The following is a 20,998-nucleotide window of genomic DNA, read 5'->3' on the forward strand; positions in this document are numbered from 1 at the left end:
TCCTGTAGCCCTCGGCGGGGTCACAAGGACAGCCCCCGACGGGGCGGCCTTCAGGCGAGGGCGCGGGCGATCTCCGCGGTGAGCGGCCCGCGCAGCTCGGGTGCGTCGACGCGTTCGAGCCGCACATCGGTGCAGCCGACCCAGGACGCCGCCTCCGCGAGGGCCTGAGCCATCGGCGTCAGCGACTTCGGGCCGTCGAGCGAGACCTGGCGGGCGACCAGCGTGGTGCCCTCCCTGGCCGGATCGACCCGGCCGCGCAGCCGGCCTCCGGCCAGCAGAGGCATGGCGAAGTATCCGTGGATCCGCTTGGGCCGGGGGACGTAGGCCTCCAGGCGGTGGGTGAAGCCGAAGATCCGCTCCGTGCGGGCGCGTTCCCAGATCAGTGAGTCGAACGGCGACAACAGGGTCGTGCGGTGGCGTCCGCGCGGCTCGGAGGCCAGGGCCTCGGGATCCGCCCAGGCGGGCTTCGCCCAGCCCCGCACCGAGACCGGGACCAGCCCGGAGTCCGCGACGACGGCGTCGAACTGCTCAGCCTTGAGGCGGTGGTAGTCGGCGATGTCGGCGCGGGTCCCCACCCCCAGCGACCTGCCCGCCAGCGCGACCAGCCGCCGGAGGCACTCGGCGTCTTCCATGTCGTCGTGGAGGTGGGCGTCGGGGATCGCACGTTCCGCCAGGTCGTAGACCCGCTTCCAGCCACGCCGCTCGGTGCACACCACCTCGCCGTACATCAGGGCGCGCTCGACGGCGACCTTGGAGGCCGACCAGTCCCACCACTCGCCGCCGTTCTTCGCGCCGCCGAGCTCGGTCGCGGTGAGAGGGCCTTCGGAGCGCAGCTGCGCGACGACCTTGTCGTACGCACCGGCGGGCAGGTCGTGGTTCCAGTGCGGACGCGCGCGGTAGGCGCGGCGGCGGAACGCGAAGTGCGGCCACTCCTCGACCGGCAGGATGCAGGCGGCGTGCGACCAGTACTCGAACGAGCGGCCGCCCGACCAGTACGCCTCGTCAACCGTGCGCCGGCCCAGCGCGCCGAGCCGGGCGTACGGCACGAGTTCGTGCGACCTGGCCAGGACGGAGATGGTGTCGAGCTGGACCGCACCGAGATGACGCAGCACGCCGTGCACCCCGCCCTTGCGGTCGGGCGCGCCGAGGAGCCCTTGGGCGCGCAGGGCGATCCGGCGGGCCTGGTCGGCGGAGATCTCCAGAACGGGTGGCTGCGCAGACGTCATGGGCGAAACCCTAGGGCGTGCCACTGACACCGGGCGCCGGCCGGCGGGGGTGGGTGCCGGGCAGCCCGAGGTCGCCGGGGAGCAGGGCGCCGGTCCAGGTGTCACGCCGTATCCCCTTGTTGAACAGTGCGGCCCGCTGGTCACCCTCCATGCGGAAGCCCGCGCGCAGGGCCACCGCCCGGGAGGGGGAGTTCCCGATCTCCGCACGCCACTCCAGGCGGTCGGCGCCGAGGCGGGTGAAGGCCCACCGGGCGGCGGCGATCAACGCCTCCGTCGTGAATCCGGCGCCGCGGTGCTCCTTCGCCGTCCAGTAGCCGACCTCGTAGGTGCCCAGGGTCCTGCGGTTGACGCCGAGCGCGCCGACGAGCTGCCCGGCGTCCTTGAGCAGGACGGCGAAGTTGTACATGGAATCGTCCTGCCAGCCGCCGGGGGACAGCTTCTCGGTGAAGAGCTCGGCGTCGGTACGGGTGTACGGGGACGGAACAACCGTCCAGCGCTGGATGTCGGGATCCTGGCAGGCGGTGTACAGCCCGTCCGTGTCCTGTGCAGCGAAGGGCCGCATGAGCAGGCGTTCGGTGGTGAGGGTCGTCGGTTCCATGAGGGGATTCTGGCGAGCCCGCGCCGGGGGAGCGAGCACTTTTCGGTGCTCCCCGGCACCTTCCGAGCGCTCCGGACGTTGTCCAGGGAGGGTACGGAGGGGAGAACGCGGCAGCAGCCCTCCCGGCGTGGTGGTGTCCTCGCTTACGATGGCCGTTGCGGTGGGGCCCACCTGCCGTGCCCGCGCCAGAGTCCATCACACGACCCAGTGCCAGGCCCGACCGGCAAGGAGACCAGCCTCAGTGTCCGTCTTCCACAAGCTCATGCGTGCAGGCGAAGGAAAGATCCTGCGCAAACTGCACCGCATCGCGGACCAGGTCAGCTCCATCGAAGAGGACTTCGTCAACCTCTCCGACGCCGAGCTGCGGGCGCTCACCGACGAGTACAAGGAACGGTACGCGGACGGCGAGAGCCTGGACGACCTGCTCCCCGAAGCATTCGCGACGGTCCGTGAGGCCGCGAAGCGAGTCCTCGGACAGCGCCACTACGACGTACAGATCATGGGCGGTGCCGCCCTGCACCTCGGTTACGTGGCGGAGATGAAGACCGGTGAGGGCAAGACCCTCGTCGGCACCCTGCCCGCGTATCTCAACGCGCTGTCCGGCAAGGGCGTGCACCTGATCACGGTCAACGACTACCTGGCCGAGCGCGACTCCGAGATGATGGGCCGGGTGCACAAGTTCCTCGGTCTCGAGGTCGGTTGCATCATCGCCAACATGACCCCGGCGCAGCGCCGCGAGCAGTACGCCTGCGACATCACGTACGGCACGAACAACGAGTTCGGGTTCGACTACCTCCGCGACAACATGGCGTGGTCCAAGGACGAGCTCGTCCAGCGCGGCCACAACTTCGCCGTGGTCGACGAGGTCGACTCGATCCTCGTGGACGAGGCGCGTACGCCGCTGATCATCTCCGGCCCCGCCGACCAGGCCACCAAGTGGTACGGCGACTTCGCCAAGCTGGTCACGCGCCTCACCCGGGGTGAGGCGGGCAACCCGCTGAAGGGCATCGAGGAGACCGGCGACTACGAGGTCGACGAGAAGAAGCGCACCGTCGCCATCCACGAGCCCGGTGTCGCCAAGGTCGAGGACTGGCTGGGGATCGACAACCTCTACGAGTCGGTGAACACCCCGCTCGTGGGCTACCTCAACAACGCGATCAAGGCCAAGGAACTCTTCAAGAAGGACAAGGACTACGTCGTCATCGACGGCGAAGTCATGATCGTCGACGAGCACACCGGCCGTATCCTCGCCGGCCGCCGCTACAACGAGGGCATGCACCAGGCCATCGAGGCGAAGGAAGGGGTGGACATCAAGGACGAGAACCAGACGCTCGCCACGATCACCCTGCAGAACTTCTTCCGCCTGTACGACAAGCTCTCCGGCATGACCGGTACGGCGATGACCGAGGCGGCGGAGTTCCACCAGATCTACAAGCTCGGCGTCGTGCCGATCCCGACCAACCGGCCGATGGTCCGGGCCGACCAGTCGGACCTGATCTACCGCACCGAGGTCGCGAAGTTCGCGGCGGTCGTCGACGACATCGCGGAGAAGCACGAGAAGGGGCAGCCGATCCTGGTCGGCACCACCTCGGTCGAGAAGTCCGAGTACCTCTCCCAGCAGCTCTCCAAGCGCGGTGTCCAGCACGAGGTCCTCAACGCCAAGCAGCACGACCGGGAGGCGACCATCGTCGCCCAGGCCGGGCGCAAGGGCGCGGTCACGGTCGCCACGAACATGGCCGGCCGAGGCACGGACATCAAGCTCGGCGGCAACCCGGACGACCTCGCCGAGGCCGAGCTGCGGCAGCGCGGTCTCGACCCCGTCGACCACGTCGAGCAGTGGGCGGCCGCGCTGCCCGCCGCTCTGGAGAAGGCCGAGCAGGCCGTCAGGGCGGAGTTCGAAGAGGTCAAGGAGCTCGGCGGGCTGTACGTGCTGGGGACCGAGCGGCACGAGTCGCGCCGCATCGACAACCAGCTGCGTGGTCGTTCCGGTCGTCAGGGTGACCCGGGCGAGTCCCGTTTCTACCTGTCGCTGGGCGACGACCTGATGCGGCTGTTCAAGGCGCAGATGGTCGAGCGCGTCATGTCGATGGCCAACGTCCCGGACGACGTCCCGATCGAGAACAAGATGGTGACCCGGGCGATCGCGTCCGCGCAGTCGCAGGTGGAGCAGCAGAACTTCGAGACGCGTAAGAACGTCCTGAAGTACGACGAGGTGCTCAACCGGCAGCGCGAGGTGATCTACGGCGAGCGCCGTCGCGTCCTGGAGGGTGAGGATCTGCAGGACCAGATCCGTCACTTCATGGACGACACGATCGACGACTACATCCGCCAGGAGACGGCGGAGGGCTTCGCGGAGGAGTGGGACCTCGACCGGCTGTGGGGCGCATTCAAGCAGCTCTACCCGGTGAAGGTCACGGTCGACGAGCTGGAGGAAGCCGCCGGCGATCTCGCCGGGGTCACGGCCGACTTCATCGCCGAGTCGGTCAAGGACGACATCCACGAGCAGTACGCGGAGCGTGAGAAGACGCTCGGCTCCGACATCATGCGTGAGCTGGAGCGGCGTGTGGTGCTGTCGGTCCTGGACCGCAAGTGGCGTGAGCACCTCTACGAGATGGACTACCTCCAGGAGGGCATCGGCCTCCGTGCCATGGCGCAGAAGGACCCGCTGGTCGAGTACCAGCGTGAGGGCTTCGACATGTTCAACGCCATGATGGAGGGCATCAAGGAGGAGTCCGTCGGCTACCTGTTCAACCTGGAGGTCCAGGTCGAGCAGCAGGTCGAGGAGGTCCCGGTGGCCGAGGGCGAGCCGGCTTCCCTGCAGAAGCAGGACGCCCAGGTCGCGGCCGGCGCGGGGCGCCCGGAGATCCGTGCCAAGGGCCTGGACGCTCCGCAGCGTCCCGACCGGCTGCACTTCTCGGCACCCACGGTGGACGGCGAGGGCGGTGTCGTCGAGGGAGACTTCTCCAACGGTGACGGCGCGCGCCCCGAGGGCGACGGCATGACGCGTGCGGAGCGCCGTAAGGCGCAGAAGAGCACGGGCGGTCGCCGCCGGAAGAAGTAGCGCCCGGCGCATGAGGTGAAGCGTCCTGGCCCTGACACCACTCGGTGTCAGGGCCAGGACGCTTTTCCGGTCGTGCGGCGCCGCGCGGGCGCCTGCCGCCCGGGTTGTGCGGGGCTGTGTCGGCCTCTGCGGGCCTGGGCGGGGCGGACGGTCGAACTGGCCGGTGACAGGCGCCCCGGGCCGCTGGAGTGTCCTCGTACGGCTCTGGTGAGGGCTTCCTCCGATCGGGAGGGAACCTCACCACCGCCCGGGGCGGCCGGCGGACAGCACCCCCGGCCCGGCTGGGCGCGGCGCCCTGCCGGGGACCACCGGGACCGGTCCGCCCGTCCCGCCCGTCCATGCGGAGGGTCCCGCCCCGTCCAGGCGAAGAACTGGCGGGACGCACGGCCGGTGCCGCTCAGGGGCCGCGAAGGGGGCTGCCGCTCCGGACCACCCCGTGCCCTGCCCGAGTGCCCGCACGGCCGCCGCGGAGGGGGATGTCCGGGATCACCGGGATCTCCTCCGGCCTGCCGTTCCGTCGTGGACCGCTGCTGACCGCTGCTGACCGCCGCCTACCGGCCCGCTACCGGTGCGCCGGCAGCCGTTCGCCGCCGAGGTCGACGGCGGCGCACCGCCAGCGCAGGTCCGCTCCCTGCTCCAGGCGGAAGGCCATCGCGCTGACCCGGTCGCCCGTCGCGATGCTGGCGAAGGCCTCGACCACGCCGGTGGCGGGCTGGGTGCAGTGGCAGGCGCGTACGACCGGGCGCCTGCCGCCCGGGCCGAGCGGGGTGTCGGGTGCCAGCTCCGCGAGCTGGTCGTAGGCCTCCCCGATGGTGTGGCCGAGCATCCAGTGGACCGGGCGCTGTCCGCTGAGTACAGCGAGCAGGCGTTCGGCGAACCACTGGTGCGGCCGCAGGGGCCGCCGGTGCCGCTGCGCAGGTACGGTGCCCGGCCTGGTGCGGTCACGTCGTCCGGCCGGCCTCGTCCTGTCCGTGCTCATGCTCATCGCCCCCGTGGCTGATGTCCGGAGCCCGGTCGATACCGGGCGGTAACTTCTGCTGGGGATCTTCTACGGGTCCGGTACTCGGAGCCGCAAGCGGCGATGGGGCCGATGGGGGCGGCCGTGGAGATCACCTATCCGGGTGCCGGACCCCGTGGCCGCACGGCGGAGGCGGGGGTGACGGCCGTCGCCCGGTGGACGTGGGAGGGCCTCACGGCGACCCCGAAGGAGGGATGTCGCACGTATCCTGAGGACGTCCTCGACTACGAAAGCGGTCCCAGTCATGCGTGTGTACGTCCCCCTGACCCTTTCCGGTCTTGCCGCGGCGCACGGAGCGGGCGAGGTGGGACCGGGGCCCCTGACCGCCTACGCGGTGACGCCCGGTCTGCGCGAGTGGTACGTCTCCGACGACATCGAGGAACTGGAGTACGCGGCGCTCAGCCGCGCCGCCTCCGCCTCGCTGCGCATGATCGCGGGAAGGCCCGATGAGGCCCGGCGGCGGGTCGTCGTGGCCGTCGACGTGCCGGACGGGGCGGCGGTCGCCGAACCCGGCCAGGTCCTGGATGCCTCCTCGCTGGGCGAGGTCCGCATCAGGGGCGCGGTCGCGCTGGCCGAGGCCGCCGCCGTGCACGTGGACGCCGACGACGCGGAGAAGGACGTCGCCGCGGCGGCCGCGGCGCTCGGGGCCGCGGACCTCGGTGACGACGACGCCCAGTTCACCGTGGACGGAGCGGACGACCACGAGCTGCTCTGGTTCGGCATCCAGGAGATCCCCGGCCTGATCGGCTGAGCGGGAGCCGCCGCCGCGCGCTCGGAGCCCGGTGGGGCGGCCGTCCCGGGATGCTGTCGTACCGGGCGAGTATTTTCTACTCATGGCGACATCCGGCAAGAAGCACCGCACCCACCTGGTCTGGGACTGGAACGGCACCCTGCTCGACGACATCCACGCGGTGCTCGGGGCCTCGAACGCCGCCTTCGCGGAGGTCGACCTGCCGCCGCTCACGCTGGAGCAGTACCGCGAGACGTACTGCGTGCCGATACCCAGGTTCTACGAGCGCCTCCTGGGCCGTGTGCCGACGGACGCCGAGTGGGAGCGGATGGACGGCCTCTTCCACCGCCACTACACCGAGCAGCGGGCGGCCTGCGGGCTGACCGAGGGGGTCGAGGAACTGCTCGTCCGGTGGGGGACCGGCGGCAGGAGCCAGTCGCTGCTCAGCATGTACGGCCATGACCACCTGGTCCCCGTGGTGCGCGGCTACGGCATCGAGCGCCACTTCGTCCGCGTCGACGGCCGTACCGGGCCGTCCGGTGGCAGCAAGGCGCACCACATGGCCCGGCACTTCGAGGCGCTCGGGGACATAGCCCCCGACTCCGCGGTGGTCATCGGTGACGCGGTGGACGACGCCGTCGCCGCTGCGCATGTCGGTGCGCGTGCGGTGCTCTACACAGGGGGCTCGCACAGCCGTGCCAGCCTGGAGGCCGCGGGTGTCCCCGTGGTGGACACTCTGGCCGAGGCCGTGGCGCTGGCCGAACTGATGGCGGACTGACCGACCGCGACCGTTCGCGCGACGCGGCAGGGGCGCGCGGCAGGGGCCGGCCGGCGTGGACCGGCGGGGTGACGGGCCTGGACCCGCACTGACCGGGCCTGCCCGTCCGTGCGTCCTTATGCGCGGGAACGCCCTCGTGCGATGTCCAGAGTGTCAAAGTTCTGGGGCATCTTTTGTACATATGCGGCCCATGACGGTTGTGGGTGCGGGAGGGATAGCCTGGTGCGGTGATCAGCGCGATACGCCTGGGGGGCAGCGAAGCCCCCGGCCTGCGCCCGGAGTGCCACAGCACCCGGGCGATGCGTGATCTCCGCACACCGGCCCGTCTGCCGAAAACGGCCGATGTGGTCCCGGGAATCTCCCCAGGCGGCATAGCGTCGACCCAGACCGGAAACCCCGCGTCGTGGCGGTACGCCGTCTTTCTCACCTACGTCACGCAACGGCGCGCGACAGGAGCCAGAGGACATGCAGACCAAGCTGGACGAAGCCAAGGCCGAGCTGCTCGCACGGGCGGCCCGGGTAGCTGACAACGGTCCGGGCGGTGGTGTCGGCGGGCCGGGAGGCGGCCTCCGGGTGCACCTCGCCGACGGCACGGGAGCCGAGGACGGCACCGGGTCCGGACCGGACGGGCGACCGGTGCGGGACACGCTGCTCGCCTACCTCCAGCGCTACTACCTGCACACCGCCCCGGAGGACGTGACGGACCGCGACCCGGTCGACGTCTTCGGTGCCGCTTCCTCCCACTACCGTCTGGCCGAGAACCGCCCCCAGGGCACCGCGAACGTCCGGGTGCACACCCCGACCGTCGAGGAGAACGGCTGGACGAGCAGCCACTCCGTCGTCGAGGTCGTCACCGACGACATGCCCTTCCTGGTCGATTCGGTCACCAACGAGCTGTCCCGGCAGGGCCGGGGCATCCACCTCGTGATCCACCCGCAGGTCATCGTCCGGCGTGATGTGGCCGGGAAGCTGATCGAGGTGTTCGGCGACGACCCCGCCAGGAACAACGGGTCGAAGCGCGCCGGGGGCGGCAAGAGCGTCCCCGCGGAGCTGCCGCACGACGCCCTGATCGAGTCGTGGATCCACGTCGAGATCGACCGGGAGACGGACCGCGCGGACCTGAAGCAGATCACCGCCGATCTGCTCCGCGTCCTGTCCGACGTACGGGAGACCGTCGAGGACTGGGACAAGATGCGCGACGCCGCCCTGCGGATCGCCGACGACCTCCCGGCCGAGCCGCTCGACGAGCTGGCCGGGGAGGAGGTCGAGGAGGCGCGTGAGCTGCTGCGCTGGCTCGCCGCCGACCACTTCACCTTCCTCGGCTACCGCGAGTACGAGCTCCGCGACTCCGACGCGCTGACCGCGGTCCCCGGAACCGGTCTGGGAATCCTGCGCTCCGATCCGAAGCACAGTGAGGACGAGGCCCACCCGGTGAGCCCGTCCTTCGACCGGCTGCCCGCCGACGTCCGGGCCAAGGCCAGGGAGCACAAGCTCCTCGTCCTGACGAAGGCCAACAGCAGGGCGACCGTGCACCGCCCGAGCTACCTCGACTACGTCGGGGTGAAGAAGTTCGACGCCGAGGGCAACGTCGTCGGCGAGCGCCGGTTCCTCGGCCTGTTCTCCTCCGCCGCGTACACCGAGTCGGTGCGCCGGGTGCCGGTGGTGCGCCGCAAGGTGGCCGAGGTGCTGGAGGGCGCGGGTTTCACTCCCAACAGCCACGACGGCCGCGACCTGCTCCAGATCCTGGAGACCTACCCGCGCGACGAGCTCTTCCAGACCCCCGTCGACCAGCTGAGGTCGATCGTCACCTCCGTGCTGTACCTCCAGGAGCGCCGCCGGCTGCGGCTCTACCTGCGCCAGGACGAGTACGGGCGCTACTACTCCGCCCTCGTCTACCTCCCGCGCGACCGGTACACGACCGGTGTGCGGCTGCGCCTGATCGACATCCTCAAGGAGGAACTGGGCGGCACCAGCGTCGACTTCACCGCCTGGAACACGGAGTCGATCCTCTCCCGGCTGCACTTCGTCGTCCGGGTCCCGGCGGGCACCGAGCTGCCGCACCTCACCGACGCCGACGCGGACCGCATCGAGGCACGCCTCGTCGAGGCCGCCCGCTCCTGGGCCGACGGCTTCCAGGAGGCGCTGAACGCCGAGTGCGGCGAGGAGCGCGCCGCCGAACTGATGCGGCGTTACGCGCAGTCCTTCCCCGAGGGGTACAAGGCGGACCACTCGCCCCGCGCCGCGGTGGCCGACCTGGTCCACATCGAGGAGCTCAGGAGCGAGCGGAAGGACTTCGCGCTCAGCCTCTACGAGCCGGTCGGCGCCCGTCCCGACGAGCGGCGGTTCAAGATCTACCGGACCGGGGAGCAGGTCTCGCTCTCCGCGGTCCTCCCCGCTCTCCAGCGGCTCGGGGTCGAGGTCGTCGACGAGCGCCCCTACGAGCTGCGCTGCTCGGACCGTACGCACGCCTGGGTCTACGACTTCGGGCTGCGCCTGCCGAAGAAGGCGACGGGCGCCGGTGATTACCTCGCCGACGACGCCCGTCACCGCTTCCAGGAGGCGTTCGCCGCCATCTGGACCGGTGAGGCCGAGAACGACGGCTTCAACTCGCTCGTCCTGGGCGCCGGGCTCGACTGGCGCCAGGCCATGGTGCTGCGCGCCTACGCGAAGTACCTCCGCCAGGCGGGTTCGACGTTCAGCCAGGACTACATGGAGGACACCCTCCGCAACAACGTCCACACCACGCGGCTGCTGGTCTCGCTCTTCGAGGCCCGGATGTCGCCGACGCGGCAGAAGGCCGGAACGGAGCTGACGGACGGACTGCTGGAGGAGCTGGACGGGGCGCTCGACCAGGTGGCCTCGCTGGACGAGGACCGGATCCTGCGGTCCTTCCTCACGGTCATCAAGGCGACGCTGCGGACGAACTACTTCCAGCTGGCCGACGACCACGAGCCGCACAACTACGTCTCCATGAAGTTCGACCCGCAGGCGATCCCGGACCTTCCGGCGCCCCGCCCGGCGTTCGAGATCTGGGTCTACTCGCCGCGCGTCGAGGGTGTCCACCTGCGGTTCGGCAAGGTCGCCCGCGGCGGCCTGCGCTGGTCGGACCGGAAGGAGGACTTCCGTACGGAGATCCTCGGCCTGGTCAAGGCGCAGATGGTCAAGAACACCGTGATCGTGCCGGTCGGCGCCAAGGGCGGGTTCGTCGCCAAGCAGCTCCCGGACCCGGCGGTCGACCGTGACGCCTGGCTCGCCGAGGGCATCGCCTGCTACCGGATCTTCATCTCGGCGCTCCTCGACATCACCGACAACATGGTGACGGGCGAGGTCGTGCACCCCGCGGACGTCGTCCGGCACGACGAGGACGACACCTACCTCGTCGTCGCCGCCGACAAGGGCACCGCCAGCTTCTCCGACATCGCGAACGACGTGGCGGTCGCCTACGGCTTCTGGCTGGGCGACGCCTTCGCGTCCGGTGGCTCGGCGGGCTACGACCACAAGGGCATGGGCATCACCGCCCGCGGTGCCTGGGAGTCGGTGAAGCGCCACTTCCGCGAGCTGGGTCACGACACCCAGACCGAGGACTTCACCGTCGTCGGCGTCGGCGACATGTCCGGCGACGTCTTCGGCAACGGGATGCTGCTCTCCGAGCACATCCGGCTGGTCGCCGCCTTCGACCACCGGCACATCTTCATCGACCCGAACCCGGACGCGGCGACCTCGTACGCGGAGCGGCGCCGGCTCTTCGACCTGCCGCGCAGCTCCTGGGAGGACTACGACAAGGACCTGCTGTCCCCGGGCGGCGGGATCCACCCGCGTTCCGCCAAGTCGATCCCGGTCAACGCGCACATGCGCGCGGCACTCGGGATCGACTCCAAGGTCACCAAGATGACCCCCGCCGAGTTGATGCAGAACATCCTCAAGGCGTCGGTCGACCTGGTGTGGAACGGCGGCATCGGCACGTACATCAAGTCGGAGTCCGAGTCGAACGCCGACGTCGGTGACAAGGCGAACGACGCGATCCGGGTCAACGGCGGGGAGCTGCGGGCGCGGGTCGTGGGCGAGGGCGGCAACCTCGGCGCCACCCAGCTCGGCCGGATCGAGTTCGCCCGGGCCGGGGGCCGCATCAACACCGACGCGATCGACAACAGCGCCGGTGTGGACACCTCCGACCACGAGGTGAACATCAAGATCCTGCTCAACGGCCTGGTCCGCGACGGTGACATGACCGTGAAGCAGCGCAACAAGGTGCTCGCGGAGATGACCGACGAGGTCGGCCGGCTGGTGCTGCGCAACAACTACGCGCAGAACACCGCGCTCGCCAACGCCTGCGCCCAGGCCCCGTCGCTCCTCCACGCGCACCAGCGCTTCATGCGCAGGCTCGGCCGCGACGGACACCTGGACCGGGCACTGGAGTTCCTGCCGAACGACCGCCAGATCCGGGAGCTGCTCAACCACGGCAAGGGGCTCAGCCAGCCCGAACTGGCGGTGCTGCTCGCCTACACGAAGATCACGGCGGCCGAGGATCTGATCTCCACCAGCCTGCCGGACGACGCCCATCTGCAGTCGCTGGTGCACGCCTACTTCCCGAAGCAGCTGAGCGAGCGGTTCCCCGAGGCGGTCGACGGGCACGCGCTGCGTCGCGAGATCATCACGACGGTGCTGGTCAACGACACGGTCAACACCGGTGGTTCGACGTTCCTGCACCGGCTGCGCGAGGAGACCGGGGCGTCGCTGGAGGAGATCGTGCGGGCCCAGTTCGCCGCGCGTGAGATCTTCGGTCTGTCCGCCGTCTGGGACGCCGTGGAGGCGCTGGACAACACGGTCGCGGCCGATGTGCAGACGAGGATCCGGCTGCACTCGCGGCGCCTCGTCGAGCGCGGTTCGCGCTGGCTGCTCGGCAACCGGCCCCAGCCGGTGGCGATCTCGGAGACCATCGGGTTCTTCCGCGAGGGCGTCGAGCGCGTCTGGGACGAGCTGCCGAAGCTGCTCAAGGGCGCCGACATCGAGTGGTACCGATCGATCTTCGACGAGCTCACCTCTGCGGGCGTCCCGGAGGAGCTGGCCGTGCGGGTGGCCGGCTTCTCGTCCGCCTTCCCGGCGCTGGACATCGTCGCGATCGCCGACCGTACGGGCAAGGACCCGCTGGCCGTCGCCGAGGTGTACTACGACCTCGCGGACCGGCTGGGGATCACCCAGCTGATGGACCGGATCATCGAGCTGCCGCGGGCCGACCGGTGGCAGTCCATGGCCCGCGCGTCCATCCGGGAGGACCTGTACGCCGCGCACGCCGCGCTCACCGGGGACGTGCTGGCCGTCGGCAACGGGGCGTCCTCGCCCGAGCAGCGGTTCAAGGACTGGGAGGAGAAGAACGCCGCCATCCTGGCGCGTTCGCGCTCCACCCTGGAGGAGATCCGGGGCTCGGAGTCCTTCGACCTGGCGAACCTCTCGGTGGCCATGAGGACGATGAGGACCCTGCTTCGCACGCACGCCTGATGCGGAGCGGCCCCTCGGGACAGTCCCGGGGGGCCGCGCGACACGCCGTCCGCCGGACGGGCCTTCCCGGCCCGTCCGGCGGACGTGTCATTTCCTGGGCTTCTTCGGCTTGGCCGGCCCGGTGAACTGCTCGTACGCGGCCACGACCTCCTCGGCCGGGCCGTCCATCCGCAGGACGCCCGCCTCGAGCCAGATCGCCCGGTCGCAGGTCTCGGTGATCGACCTGTTGCTGTGGCTCACCAGGAAGACCGTGCCGGCCTCCTGGCGGAGTTCCTTGATGCGGTCCTTGCTGCGCCGCTGGAACTTCGCGTCGCCGGTGGACAGCGCCTCGTCGATCAGCAGGACGTCGTGGCTCTTGGCGGCGGCGATGGAGAAGCGCAGCCGGGCACCCATGCCCGAGGAGTACGTCCGCATGGGCAGCGTGATGAAGTCGCCCTTCTCGTTGATCCCCGAGAAGTCGACGATGTCCTGGTAGCGCTCACGGATCTGGCGTCGGGACATTCCCATGGCCAGCCCGCCAAGCACGACGTTGCGCTCCCCGGTGAGATCGCTCATCAGGGCCGCGTTCACCCCGAGGAGTGAGGGCTGGCCCTGGGTGTGGACGCGGCCCTGGGACGGCGGCAGCAGCCCGGCGATGGCCTTGAGGAGCGTCGACTTGCCGGAACCGTTGGAGCCGATCAGCCCGATCGCCTCGCCCTTGTACGCGGCGAAGCTGACGCCCTTCACGGCGTGCACCTTGCGCGCCCCGCGCGGCTGGCGGCGCGAGACGATGCGGTTCAGAGCGGACGTGGCGCTGCCCCGGCCGGTGCGCGCGCCGTTGACGGTGTAGGTGATGTGGACGTCGTCGACGACGACGGTGGGTACACGGGTGTCGGCGATGTCAGCCACGTCCGTACCTCTCCTCGGCCTTCCAGAAGTAGACGAACCCGCCGATGCCGCAGACCAGGGCCCAGCCCGTCGCGATCGCCCACACGTGCGGGGGCAGCTGGGCGCCGGTGAAGCTGTCGATCAGGGCGTAGCGCATCAGGTCGATGTAGACCGCCGCCGGATTGCACTCCAGTGCCAGTAGTACGAGCCGGGGCACCCGGTCCGCCGTGAGCAGGGTGTCCAGGCTCCACATCACGCCGGAGGCGTACATCCAGGTGCGCAGGAGGAACGGCGTCAGCTGGGCGATGTCCGGGGTCTTCGCGGCGAGCCGCGCCATGACCATCGAGACACCGGTGTTGAAGAGCGCCTGCAGGGCGAGGGCGGGTACGGCCAGGAGCCAGGACGGCTGCGGGTACTGGCCGAACACCAGCAGGATCAGGAAGAGGGCGCCCAGCGAGAAGAGCAGCTGCTGGAGCTGCTGGATGGCGAGGGCGATCGGCAGGGAGGCCCGGGGGAAGTGCAGTGCCCGGACGAGCCCGGTGTTGCCGCTGATGGCCCGGGTCCCGGCGGTGATGGAGCTGGAGGTGAAGGTCCAGATGAACACGCCGGTGACAAGGAAGGGCACGTAGTCGGGGACTCCGTGCTTGGTGTTCATCAGGACACCGAAGATGAAGTAGTAGACCGTCGCGTTGAGCAGCGGGGTCATGATCTGCCAGATCTGGCCGAGCTTCGCCTGGCTGTACTGGGCGGTGAGCTTGGCGGTGGCGAACGCGGTGATGAAGTGCCTGCGCCCCCACAGCTGCCGGACGTACTCGCCCAGCGTCGGCCTGGCCCCGCTGACGGTCAGCCCGTGGCGCTCGGCGAGTGCGGCGAGCTCGCCGGGCGCGTACACGGGGAGGAGGGCAGGGGGAGGGGTGTCCACCGAGGCCGGCGGGGCTGCTGTCTGGCTCACCACGGTCGCTTTCGACGAGGGGCGGGGGGAATCAACGGCGTACGGTCCCGGCGAGTGGGGATGGGACGGCACCGTATCGTCGCAACGCCGACAGTAGGATGTTTGTGCGTCGCAACGCAACCGTTTCGTCGTTACGGACTATCATTCGGGGTCATGACCACCGAAGGGCGAACCGGGCGCCGCACCCCGGCAGGTGCCGCGGTGCTGCGGGAGGACGTGACCGACGCGATCCGCGGCGCCGTCTTCGAGGAGCTGGCCGCCGTCGGATTCGCCCGGATGTCCATCGAGGGCATCGCCCGGCGCGCCGGAGTCGGGAAGACCGCCGTCTACCGCCGGTGGAAGTCCAAGCTCCACCTCGTCCTGGACCTGGTCTCCGCACTGGCCGCCCAGGGCATGCCGGCCCCCGCCACCGGTTCGCTGTACGGGGACGTACGCGCCGTGCTGGAGCTGGCGTCGTACGCCCTGCGTCACCCGGTGGCCTCACAGGTGATCCCGGACCTCCTCGTCGAGGCGGCCCGCAACCCGGAGATCTCCGACGCCATCAAGGCCGCGCTGCTCGACCAGCAGCAGGGCGTGGCCGCCGTGGTCGTGCGGGAGGCGGTCGCACGCGGCGAACTGCCCGAGGGCAGCGATCCCGACCGCGCGCTGGACCTCATCGTCGGACCGCTCTACTGGCGCCTGGTCGTGGTCCGGGGCGATCTGCCCAAGGGGTATCTGGACGACCTCGCGGCATCGGCGGTCCGGGCGCTCAAGGAGTGATCCCGCCCGGGGGAGCGGACTCCCCGGCGAGCAGACGGTCCACGACCCTGGCGGCTGCCCGCCCGTCCGCGGGGCCGCAGCAGTCCTGGCGGAAGGTCTCGTAGGCCTCCGCGTGCAGCCCCGCGGACGCCTGGGCGTCACGCAGGGCGTGGGCCACCTCCTCGGTGGTGACCAGCAGCGGGCCGGGGGCCATGGTCTCGAAGTCCAGGCAGAAGCCGCGCACGGTGTCCCGATAGTGCTCCAGGTCATGGGTGTGGAAGAGCATCGGCCTGCCGGTGTGCGCGAACCCGAAGGCCAGGCCGGAATAGTCCGTGACCAGCACGTCCGCGACGAGCAGCAGCTCCGTGGCGTCGGGGTGCGCCGACACGTCCCGCAGGGCGGGATCCGGCGGGACGGTGCCCGTCACCCGTGGGTGCCGGCGGACCAGCACGGTGGTACGCCCGTCCAGCGACCGGGCCAGCGCGGCCAGATCGAGCGCGGGGTCCCAGCGGTGCCGGGGCCAGGGGCTGCCCGGCGTGCTCGCCGCAGGATGGGCGAGGTGGTCGCGGTAGGTCGGCGCGTAGAGCACCACACGGTTTCCGTCCGGGACGCCCAGGGCCCGGCGTACGCGTTCGGCCGTCTTCTCCCGTCCGGGAGCGAGGAGCAGGTCGTCCGCGGGACAGCCCGCCTCCAGCACCTCGCCGGTGAACCCCAGCGACCGGCGCAGATGCGGGGTGGCGTACGCACTGGGTGACACCAGGACCGACCACTGCGCGGACCTGTGGGCCAGCGTGGCGAGGTGCTGGTGGTCGGCGTACAGGGTGCCGGTGAGATCGAGGCCGAACCGGCCCAGCGGTGCGCCGTGCCAGGTCTGGACGACGGTCTGGCCGGGGCGGCGCTCGAACCAGGCGGGCAGTTGCCCGGCCGCGACGATCCGGCGCGCCCGCGCCAGCGCCTCGTACCAGGCGGCGCTGTGCGCCACGACGGGTACGGCGGTGGACGGTACGCCGGCCGCGGCGCCCGTGGAGCCGTCGGTGACCCAGAGGTGCTCGGCCTCGGTGTTCCGCCGCACGAGTTCCGCGTGCACCGCGCGCGTGGAGCCGTCCCCCGTGTAGAGCACGACGTCCCGGAGAGGCAGCCGCCGTGCGGCCGGATGGCACACCGTCCTCAGGCGGGCCTGGTGGTAGGCGCCGCGCTCCCCCTCGGCGAGGGCGGGCGCGCGGTGCAGGGCAAGCCGGTCGCCGTGACGGACACCGAGGTGGAAGGCGGCCTTCTCGTCCTGCCCCGGCAGACCGGCGGCGAGCGCCGTACTCACGCGTACCGGCCGGCCGCCCAGCAGGACGTCCCAGACACCCTCCCGGGGAGGCCGCGCGAGTACGGCGGTGAACCGGCCCTCGCGCCGCTCCAGCGGGACGGCCACCGTCTCGCCGAGTACGTCGTGGCGCAGGACGAGCGGGCCCGATCCGGCTCCGGCGATGTACGGGGAGCCGTCGGGGCCGGTGCCCGCCGTGTCCACGTACGGCTCGCAGTCCAGGTCGACCACCAGGTTGCCCGCCGGGTCGGCGAAGGCGGGCGGGGCGAGGCCCGGAGCGGCGGCCAGCGGCACCCGGCCCCCGTCCTCGGCCGCGAGCTCGGCCCGCCACCGGCCGCCTGCCCCGGAAGCACCGGGACCGGACTCCCCGGCGAGCGCGGCGAGCGGGATCCGGGCCCCGAAACCGCTCTCCCCGGCCCCCTGCGTCGGACGCACCGGGCAGACGTGCTCGGCCGCACCGTCGCGGCTCAGCACGACTGCGGTGGGCCGGCTGTCCCCGTACAGCCGGCCGGTGAGCTCCAGGCCGCCGGGCCCGGTGCGGTGCCCGGTGGCCAGCGCCGGCAGCCCGGTCACGGTCAGGACCAGCCGGCCGTCCCGGTGGCCGAGCACCGCGCGCCGCCCCCCGCCCAGGTCGTGGACGGTGGTCCGTGCGGCGGCGGCCTCCACGGCGCGCAGCGCCGCCCGCCGGACCACGCCGTGCCCGGCCACCACCACGCCCACCAGCCAGGCGCCCGTGCCCAGCCGGGCCGGGTCGAGCACCATCTCGAAGCCCGCGTGGCCGTAGTCGTGCAGCTCCTGCCCGGAGTCGGCCGTGGCCCGGTCGGTCCGGACCGTGCGCACCGGCACGGTCCGCAGCCGTCTGCCTCCGGCCTCGCGCACGAGACCCGCCTTCAGTGAGTGCCGGGGGGCGGACGCCGGAAGGTTGCGGATGTAGGCGTACCCGCGCAGCCGGAGCGTGCCGTCCTCGCCCCAGGACGACCCGGTCACCCGCGCCACGGCGGGCAGGTCGCCTTTGACGAGGCGTGCCGTGGTGCCCGTGAGTCCGGGGTAGGTGGCGCGCCGCCGTCCAGGCGGGCCGGACACGGTGAACGTGCCGGCCCCGTTGGCCCGGGCGAACTCCAGGACCGCCAGCAGATCGTCCGCCCTGCGCTCCCGCACCAGCTGCCACCGGACGCGTTCGGCGGCAGGCAGCCCCTCCAGGGCCCTGTCGCCCGCGCGGTCCAGGAAGGCCCCCGCGTCCGTCATGAACGCGGCGCGGTACTCGGGCCCGCCCATCGGCAGCCCTTCGAGGAAGTACACGAAGTCGTCGCGCAGACACGAGATGTCGTAGCGCAGCCGCTGACCCTCGCCGCGGTCCGCGAGGAAGGCGCTGACCTGTTCGCAGGCCGCGATCCGGTCGCGCACGCCCCGGACGTCCGTGCGCCGCCGGGTGATCGAGCCTTCACGCACCCGCCAGTGGTAGATGTGCTCGTGCAGTACGTCCACCGTCCGGGCGAGGTGGTGCGCCGGGATCATCACCGGGGTGTCCTCGTAGAGCTTGCCCACGGGGAAGGTGAAGGCGTGCGCGTCCCAGAACGAGCGGCGGAAGACCTTGTTCCAGGCGACGCGGTCGGCCAGCAGCCGGGGATCGCGGGAGATGTGGGTGCGAAGGCTGTCGGTGGTCAGCCAGCGGTACTGCCAGGCCTGCCGTGTCCCCTCCTCGTCGAGCCGTCGCACATTGCCCGTCACGAGATCCGAACCGGTCGACTCCAGGGAGGCCACCATCCGTTCGTAGGCGTCGGGGACGACGACGTCGTCGCTGTCGGCGAACGCCAGGTACGGCACCCCGGGAGTGGTGCGGGCGACACCCGCGTTACGGGCCGCGCTCAGACCCGCGTTGGGCTGGTGGACACAGCGGAAGCGGCTGTCGCGGGCGGCGAAGTCCTCGGCGATCCGGCGGCTCCCGTCCGTCGAGCCGTCGTCGACGAGGACGACCTCGATGTCGCTCAGGGACTGTGCGGCCAGCGAGGCGAGGCACTCCTCCAGGTAGTCCTCGACGTTGTGCACGGGGACGACGACACTGAGGAGCGGCTTCATGCACAGCTCAACCCGGGGGAGCCCCACGGGTCACGCCGTTACCCCGAACGGGTGAAGATCATCAAGGGTGCCCCGAGGGCGGCACTACGCTCGGCTGCCATGCTCCTCAGTGTCGTCGTGCCCGCCCACAGCGCCCAGGGGTACCTGCGCGGGTGCCTGGAGTCCGTGACCGGGCAGGCGCCGGGGCGCGGCGGGCCGTCGGACCTGGAAGTGATCGTCGTCGGCACGGACGCCCCCGGCGGCGCCCCTGACCTCGCCATCGCCCGTGAGTGCGCCGAGCGCGACACCCGGCTGCGCGTCTCGGTCCTCGAAGGCCCCTGGGACACCGGCGCCGCCAGGAACGCCGGCGCCGACGGCGCGCGCGGCGCCTATCTGCTCTTCCTCGACGCCGACGACCTGCTCCTGGCGGGCGCGGTGGCCGGTATCCGCGCCCGTCTGACCGGGGAACGGCCCGACGTGCTCACGCTGGGCCACGAGCGGGCCGACTGGTGGGGCCGGACCCTGCCGGACGACGGCCTCCCGGCCGCCGGGAACCAGCTCGTCCGCCGTGCCTTCCGTGAGGCGCACGGTCTCGGCTTCACCGAGGGCCCTTTCGGCCATGTCGTGCCCGTCCACTGGGCGGTCCTCCTGGCCGAGGACGCGGGCACCCACGCCTCGCTCGACCGGATCTGCGTCCGCCACCGGGTGCGCCGCCCCGCCGGTCCACCCGGCCGGGAGCACTTCGCCGTCATCGGGGCGTACCAGCAACTGGCCGCTGGAGCCGGCGGCGACCGGCGGGTCCAGGACGCGCGCGGAGCCCACCTGCTGGCCGTGCTCGGCGACCCCGGCCGTGTCGCGCCCGCCGACCGCGCCGCCTTCTTCCGGGCGGCGGGACTCCCCGGCACGTACACCGCGCACCGGCTCCGGGAGGCGGCCCGCGCCGGGCGTACGCGGGCCGGGGTGGCCGCTCGCGCGGGCCACAAGTCCCTGCGCGCACGGGCGATGAGAGCCGTCTACCGCGCCGACCTGCGCCGTCCGCTCGATCCCCGCCTCGCCGTCTACGGCGCGTACTGGAACAGGGGCTTCGCCTGCAACCCCGCCGCGATCTACACCAAGGCGCGTGAGATCGCCCCGGAGATCCACGGGGTGTGGGTCGTGTCCTCGCGGCACCGCGACCGGATGCCGCCGGGAGTGCCGTACGTCATCGAGGGCTCCCGCGCCTACTGGCGGACCATGGCCACGGCGACGTACCTCGTCAACAACACCAGTTTTCCCGGCGGCTTCACCAAGCGCCCCGGGCAGATCTACCTCCAGACCCACCACGGAACCCCCCTGAAGACCATGGGCCTCGACCAGTTGCCCTACCCCGCGCTCACCAACGGGGTCAGCTTCGAGCGGATCGCCGCCCACACCGACCAGTGGGACTACAGCCTCTCCGCCAACCCGCACAGCACCGAGACCTGGGACCGGGTCTACCCCTCCTCCTACGAGCACCTGCCGTACGGCTACCCGCGCAACGACGCGCTCCGCACGGCGACCGCCGAGCGGACGGGCAAGATCCGAGCGGAACTCGGCATCGCGCCCGGCGCGACCGTGCTCCTCTACGCGCCGACCCATCGCGACTACCGCAAGGGGTACGTCCCCCGCCTCGACCCCGAGGAGCTCGTCGCCGGCCTCGGCCCCGGACACGTACTCCTCGTGCGCGCCCACTACTTCTACGGCCGCACGGCGGACGTGTCCCCCGGAGAGGGGGTCGTGGACGTCACCGGACACCCGAGCGTGGAGGAACTCTGCCTGGCGTCGGACGCGTTGATCACCGACTACTCGTCGCTGATGTTCGACTACGCCTGTCTGGACCGCCCGGTCATCACCTACGCACCCGACTGGGAGGCCTACCGCGCCTCCCGCGGCACCTACTTCGACCTGCTGTCCGGACGCCCCGGCGACACCCCGGGCGCGGTGGCCACCACGCAGCGGGAACTCCTCGACGTGCTGCGCTCCGGGGCCTGGAGGGCGCCCGGGGCCGAGGCGCTGCGCGCCGCCTTCCGCCGCCGCTTCTGCCCCTGGGACGACGGGCGGGCGGCGGAGCGGGTGGTGCGGCGGGTGTTCCGGGGGGAGGCGGTCCGACCGCCGGGTCACCCGTAAGGGGCGCTCCCTCCGTGGGCCG

12 protein-coding genes are annotated in these 20,998 nt (G+C 71.5%); 6 read left to right on the plus strand and 6 right to left on the minus strand.

Going from position 1 to position 20,998, the window contains the following annotated elements:
* Nucleotides 1-50: 50 nt before the first annotated feature.
* Both ACGFNN_RS00085 and ACGFNN_RS00090 read right to left on the minus strand, forming a co-directional pair.
* Nucleotides 51-1,226, minus strand: coding sequence for a winged helix-turn-helix domain-containing protein (locus ACGFNN_RS00085; RefSeq protein ID WP_393551384.1), 1,176 nt, complete (start codon nucleotides 1,224-1,226; stop codon nucleotides 51-53).
* A 10-nt stretch (nucleotides 1,227-1,236) separates the two neighbouring features.
* Complete coding sequence (locus ACGFNN_RS00090) at nucleotides 1,237-1,824, minus strand: GNAT family N-acetyltransferase (RefSeq protein WP_393551386.1); 588 nt, start codon at nucleotides 1,822-1,824, stop codon at nucleotides 1,237-1,239.
* Between the two features lie 241 nt (nucleotides 1,825-2,065).
* Between ACGFNN_RS00090 and secA the strand changes: the two genes are divergently transcribed.
* Nucleotides 2,066-4,885, plus strand: coding sequence for a preprotein translocase subunit SecA (secA, locus tag ACGFNN_RS00095; RefSeq protein WP_393551388.1), 2,820 nt, complete (start codon nucleotides 2,066-2,068; stop codon nucleotides 4,883-4,885).
* Between the two features lie 562 nt (nucleotides 4,886-5,447).
* On the opposite strand, the gene ACGFNN_RS00100 is transcribed toward secA, so the two are convergent.
* A complete protein-coding gene (locus tag ACGFNN_RS00100; protein ID WP_362546936.1) occupies nucleotides 5,448-5,864 on the minus strand; it encodes an Rv3235 family protein in 417 nt (138 codons plus the stop codon).
* A 283-nt stretch (nucleotides 5,865-6,147) separates the two neighbouring features.
* On the opposite strand from ACGFNN_RS00100, the gene ACGFNN_RS00105 reads away from it, so the two are divergent.
* The 3 genes from ACGFNN_RS00105 to ACGFNN_RS00115 all read left to right on the plus strand — a co-directional run bounded on the left by ACGFNN_RS00105 (nucleotide 6,148) and on the right by ACGFNN_RS00115 (nucleotide 12,907).
* Entirely contained in the window at nucleotides 6,148-6,654 is a 507-nt protein-coding gene (locus ACGFNN_RS00105; protein ID WP_393551390.1) for a DUF6912 family protein, read from the plus strand.
* Nucleotides 6,655-6,736: 82 nt separating this feature from the next.
* Nucleotides 6,737-7,411 carry an HAD family hydrolase gene (locus tag ACGFNN_RS00110; RefSeq protein ID WP_393551392.1) on the plus strand — a complete coding sequence of 225 codons (675 nt, stop codon included), beginning with the start codon at nucleotides 6,737-6,739 and terminating at the stop codon, nucleotides 7,409-7,411.
* A 465-nt stretch (nucleotides 7,412-7,876) separates the two neighbouring features.
* Entirely contained in the window at nucleotides 7,877-12,907 is a 5,031-nt protein-coding gene (locus tag ACGFNN_RS00115) for an NAD-glutamate dehydrogenase (RefSeq protein WP_393551394.1), read from the plus strand.
* Nucleotides 12,908-12,994: 87 nt separating this feature from the next.
* On the opposite strand, the gene ACGFNN_RS00120 is transcribed toward ACGFNN_RS00115, so the two are convergent.
* Together ACGFNN_RS00120 and ACGFNN_RS00125 are read right to left on the minus strand one after the other, a co-directional pair.
* On the minus strand, nucleotides 12,995-13,795 hold the full coding sequence (locus tag ACGFNN_RS00120; protein ID WP_393551396.1) for an ABC transporter ATP-binding protein: 801 nt from the start codon (nucleotides 13,793-13,795) through the stop codon (nucleotides 12,995-12,997).
* Entirely contained in the window at nucleotides 13,788-14,729 is a 942-nt protein-coding gene (locus ACGFNN_RS00125) for an ABC transporter permease (protein WP_393551398.1), read from the minus strand. The genes ACGFNN_RS00120 and ACGFNN_RS00125 overlap by 8 nt, the downstream gene beginning before the upstream one ends.
* Nucleotides 14,730-14,879: 150 nt before the next feature.
* On the opposite strand from ACGFNN_RS00125, the gene ACGFNN_RS00130 reads away from it, so the two are divergent.
* Nucleotides 14,880-15,485: a TetR/AcrR family transcriptional regulator gene (locus tag ACGFNN_RS00130; RefSeq protein ID WP_362546918.1), complete on the plus strand. Its 606-nt coding sequence runs from the start codon at nucleotides 14,880-14,882 to the stop codon at nucleotides 15,483-15,485.
* Here the strand turns inward: ACGFNN_RS00130 and ACGFNN_RS00135 are convergent.
* Nucleotides 15,475-18,852: a CDP-glycerol glycerophosphotransferase family protein gene (locus ACGFNN_RS00135; protein ID WP_393551400.1), complete on the minus strand. Its 3,378-nt coding sequence runs from the start codon at nucleotides 18,850-18,852 to the stop codon at nucleotides 15,475-15,477. The two genes, ACGFNN_RS00130 and ACGFNN_RS00135, sit on opposite strands and share 11 nt — an antisense overlap.
* 99 nt (nucleotides 18,853-18,951) lie before the next feature.
* Here ACGFNN_RS00135 and ACGFNN_RS00140 point away from each other — a divergent pair, with 99 nt between their 5' ends.
* Nucleotides 18,952-20,976, plus strand: a complete 2,025-nt coding sequence (locus ACGFNN_RS00140; RefSeq protein ID WP_393551402.1) for a CDP-glycerol glycerophosphotransferase family protein — start codon at nucleotides 18,952-18,954, stop codon at nucleotides 20,974-20,976.
* Nucleotides 20,977-20,998 lie beyond the last annotated feature (22 nt).

It is taken from the genome of Streptomyces sp. NPDC048590 (assembly GCF_043199535.1).
Classification (GTDB): Bacteria; Actinomycetota; Actinomycetes; order Streptomycetales; family Streptomycetaceae; genus Streptomyces.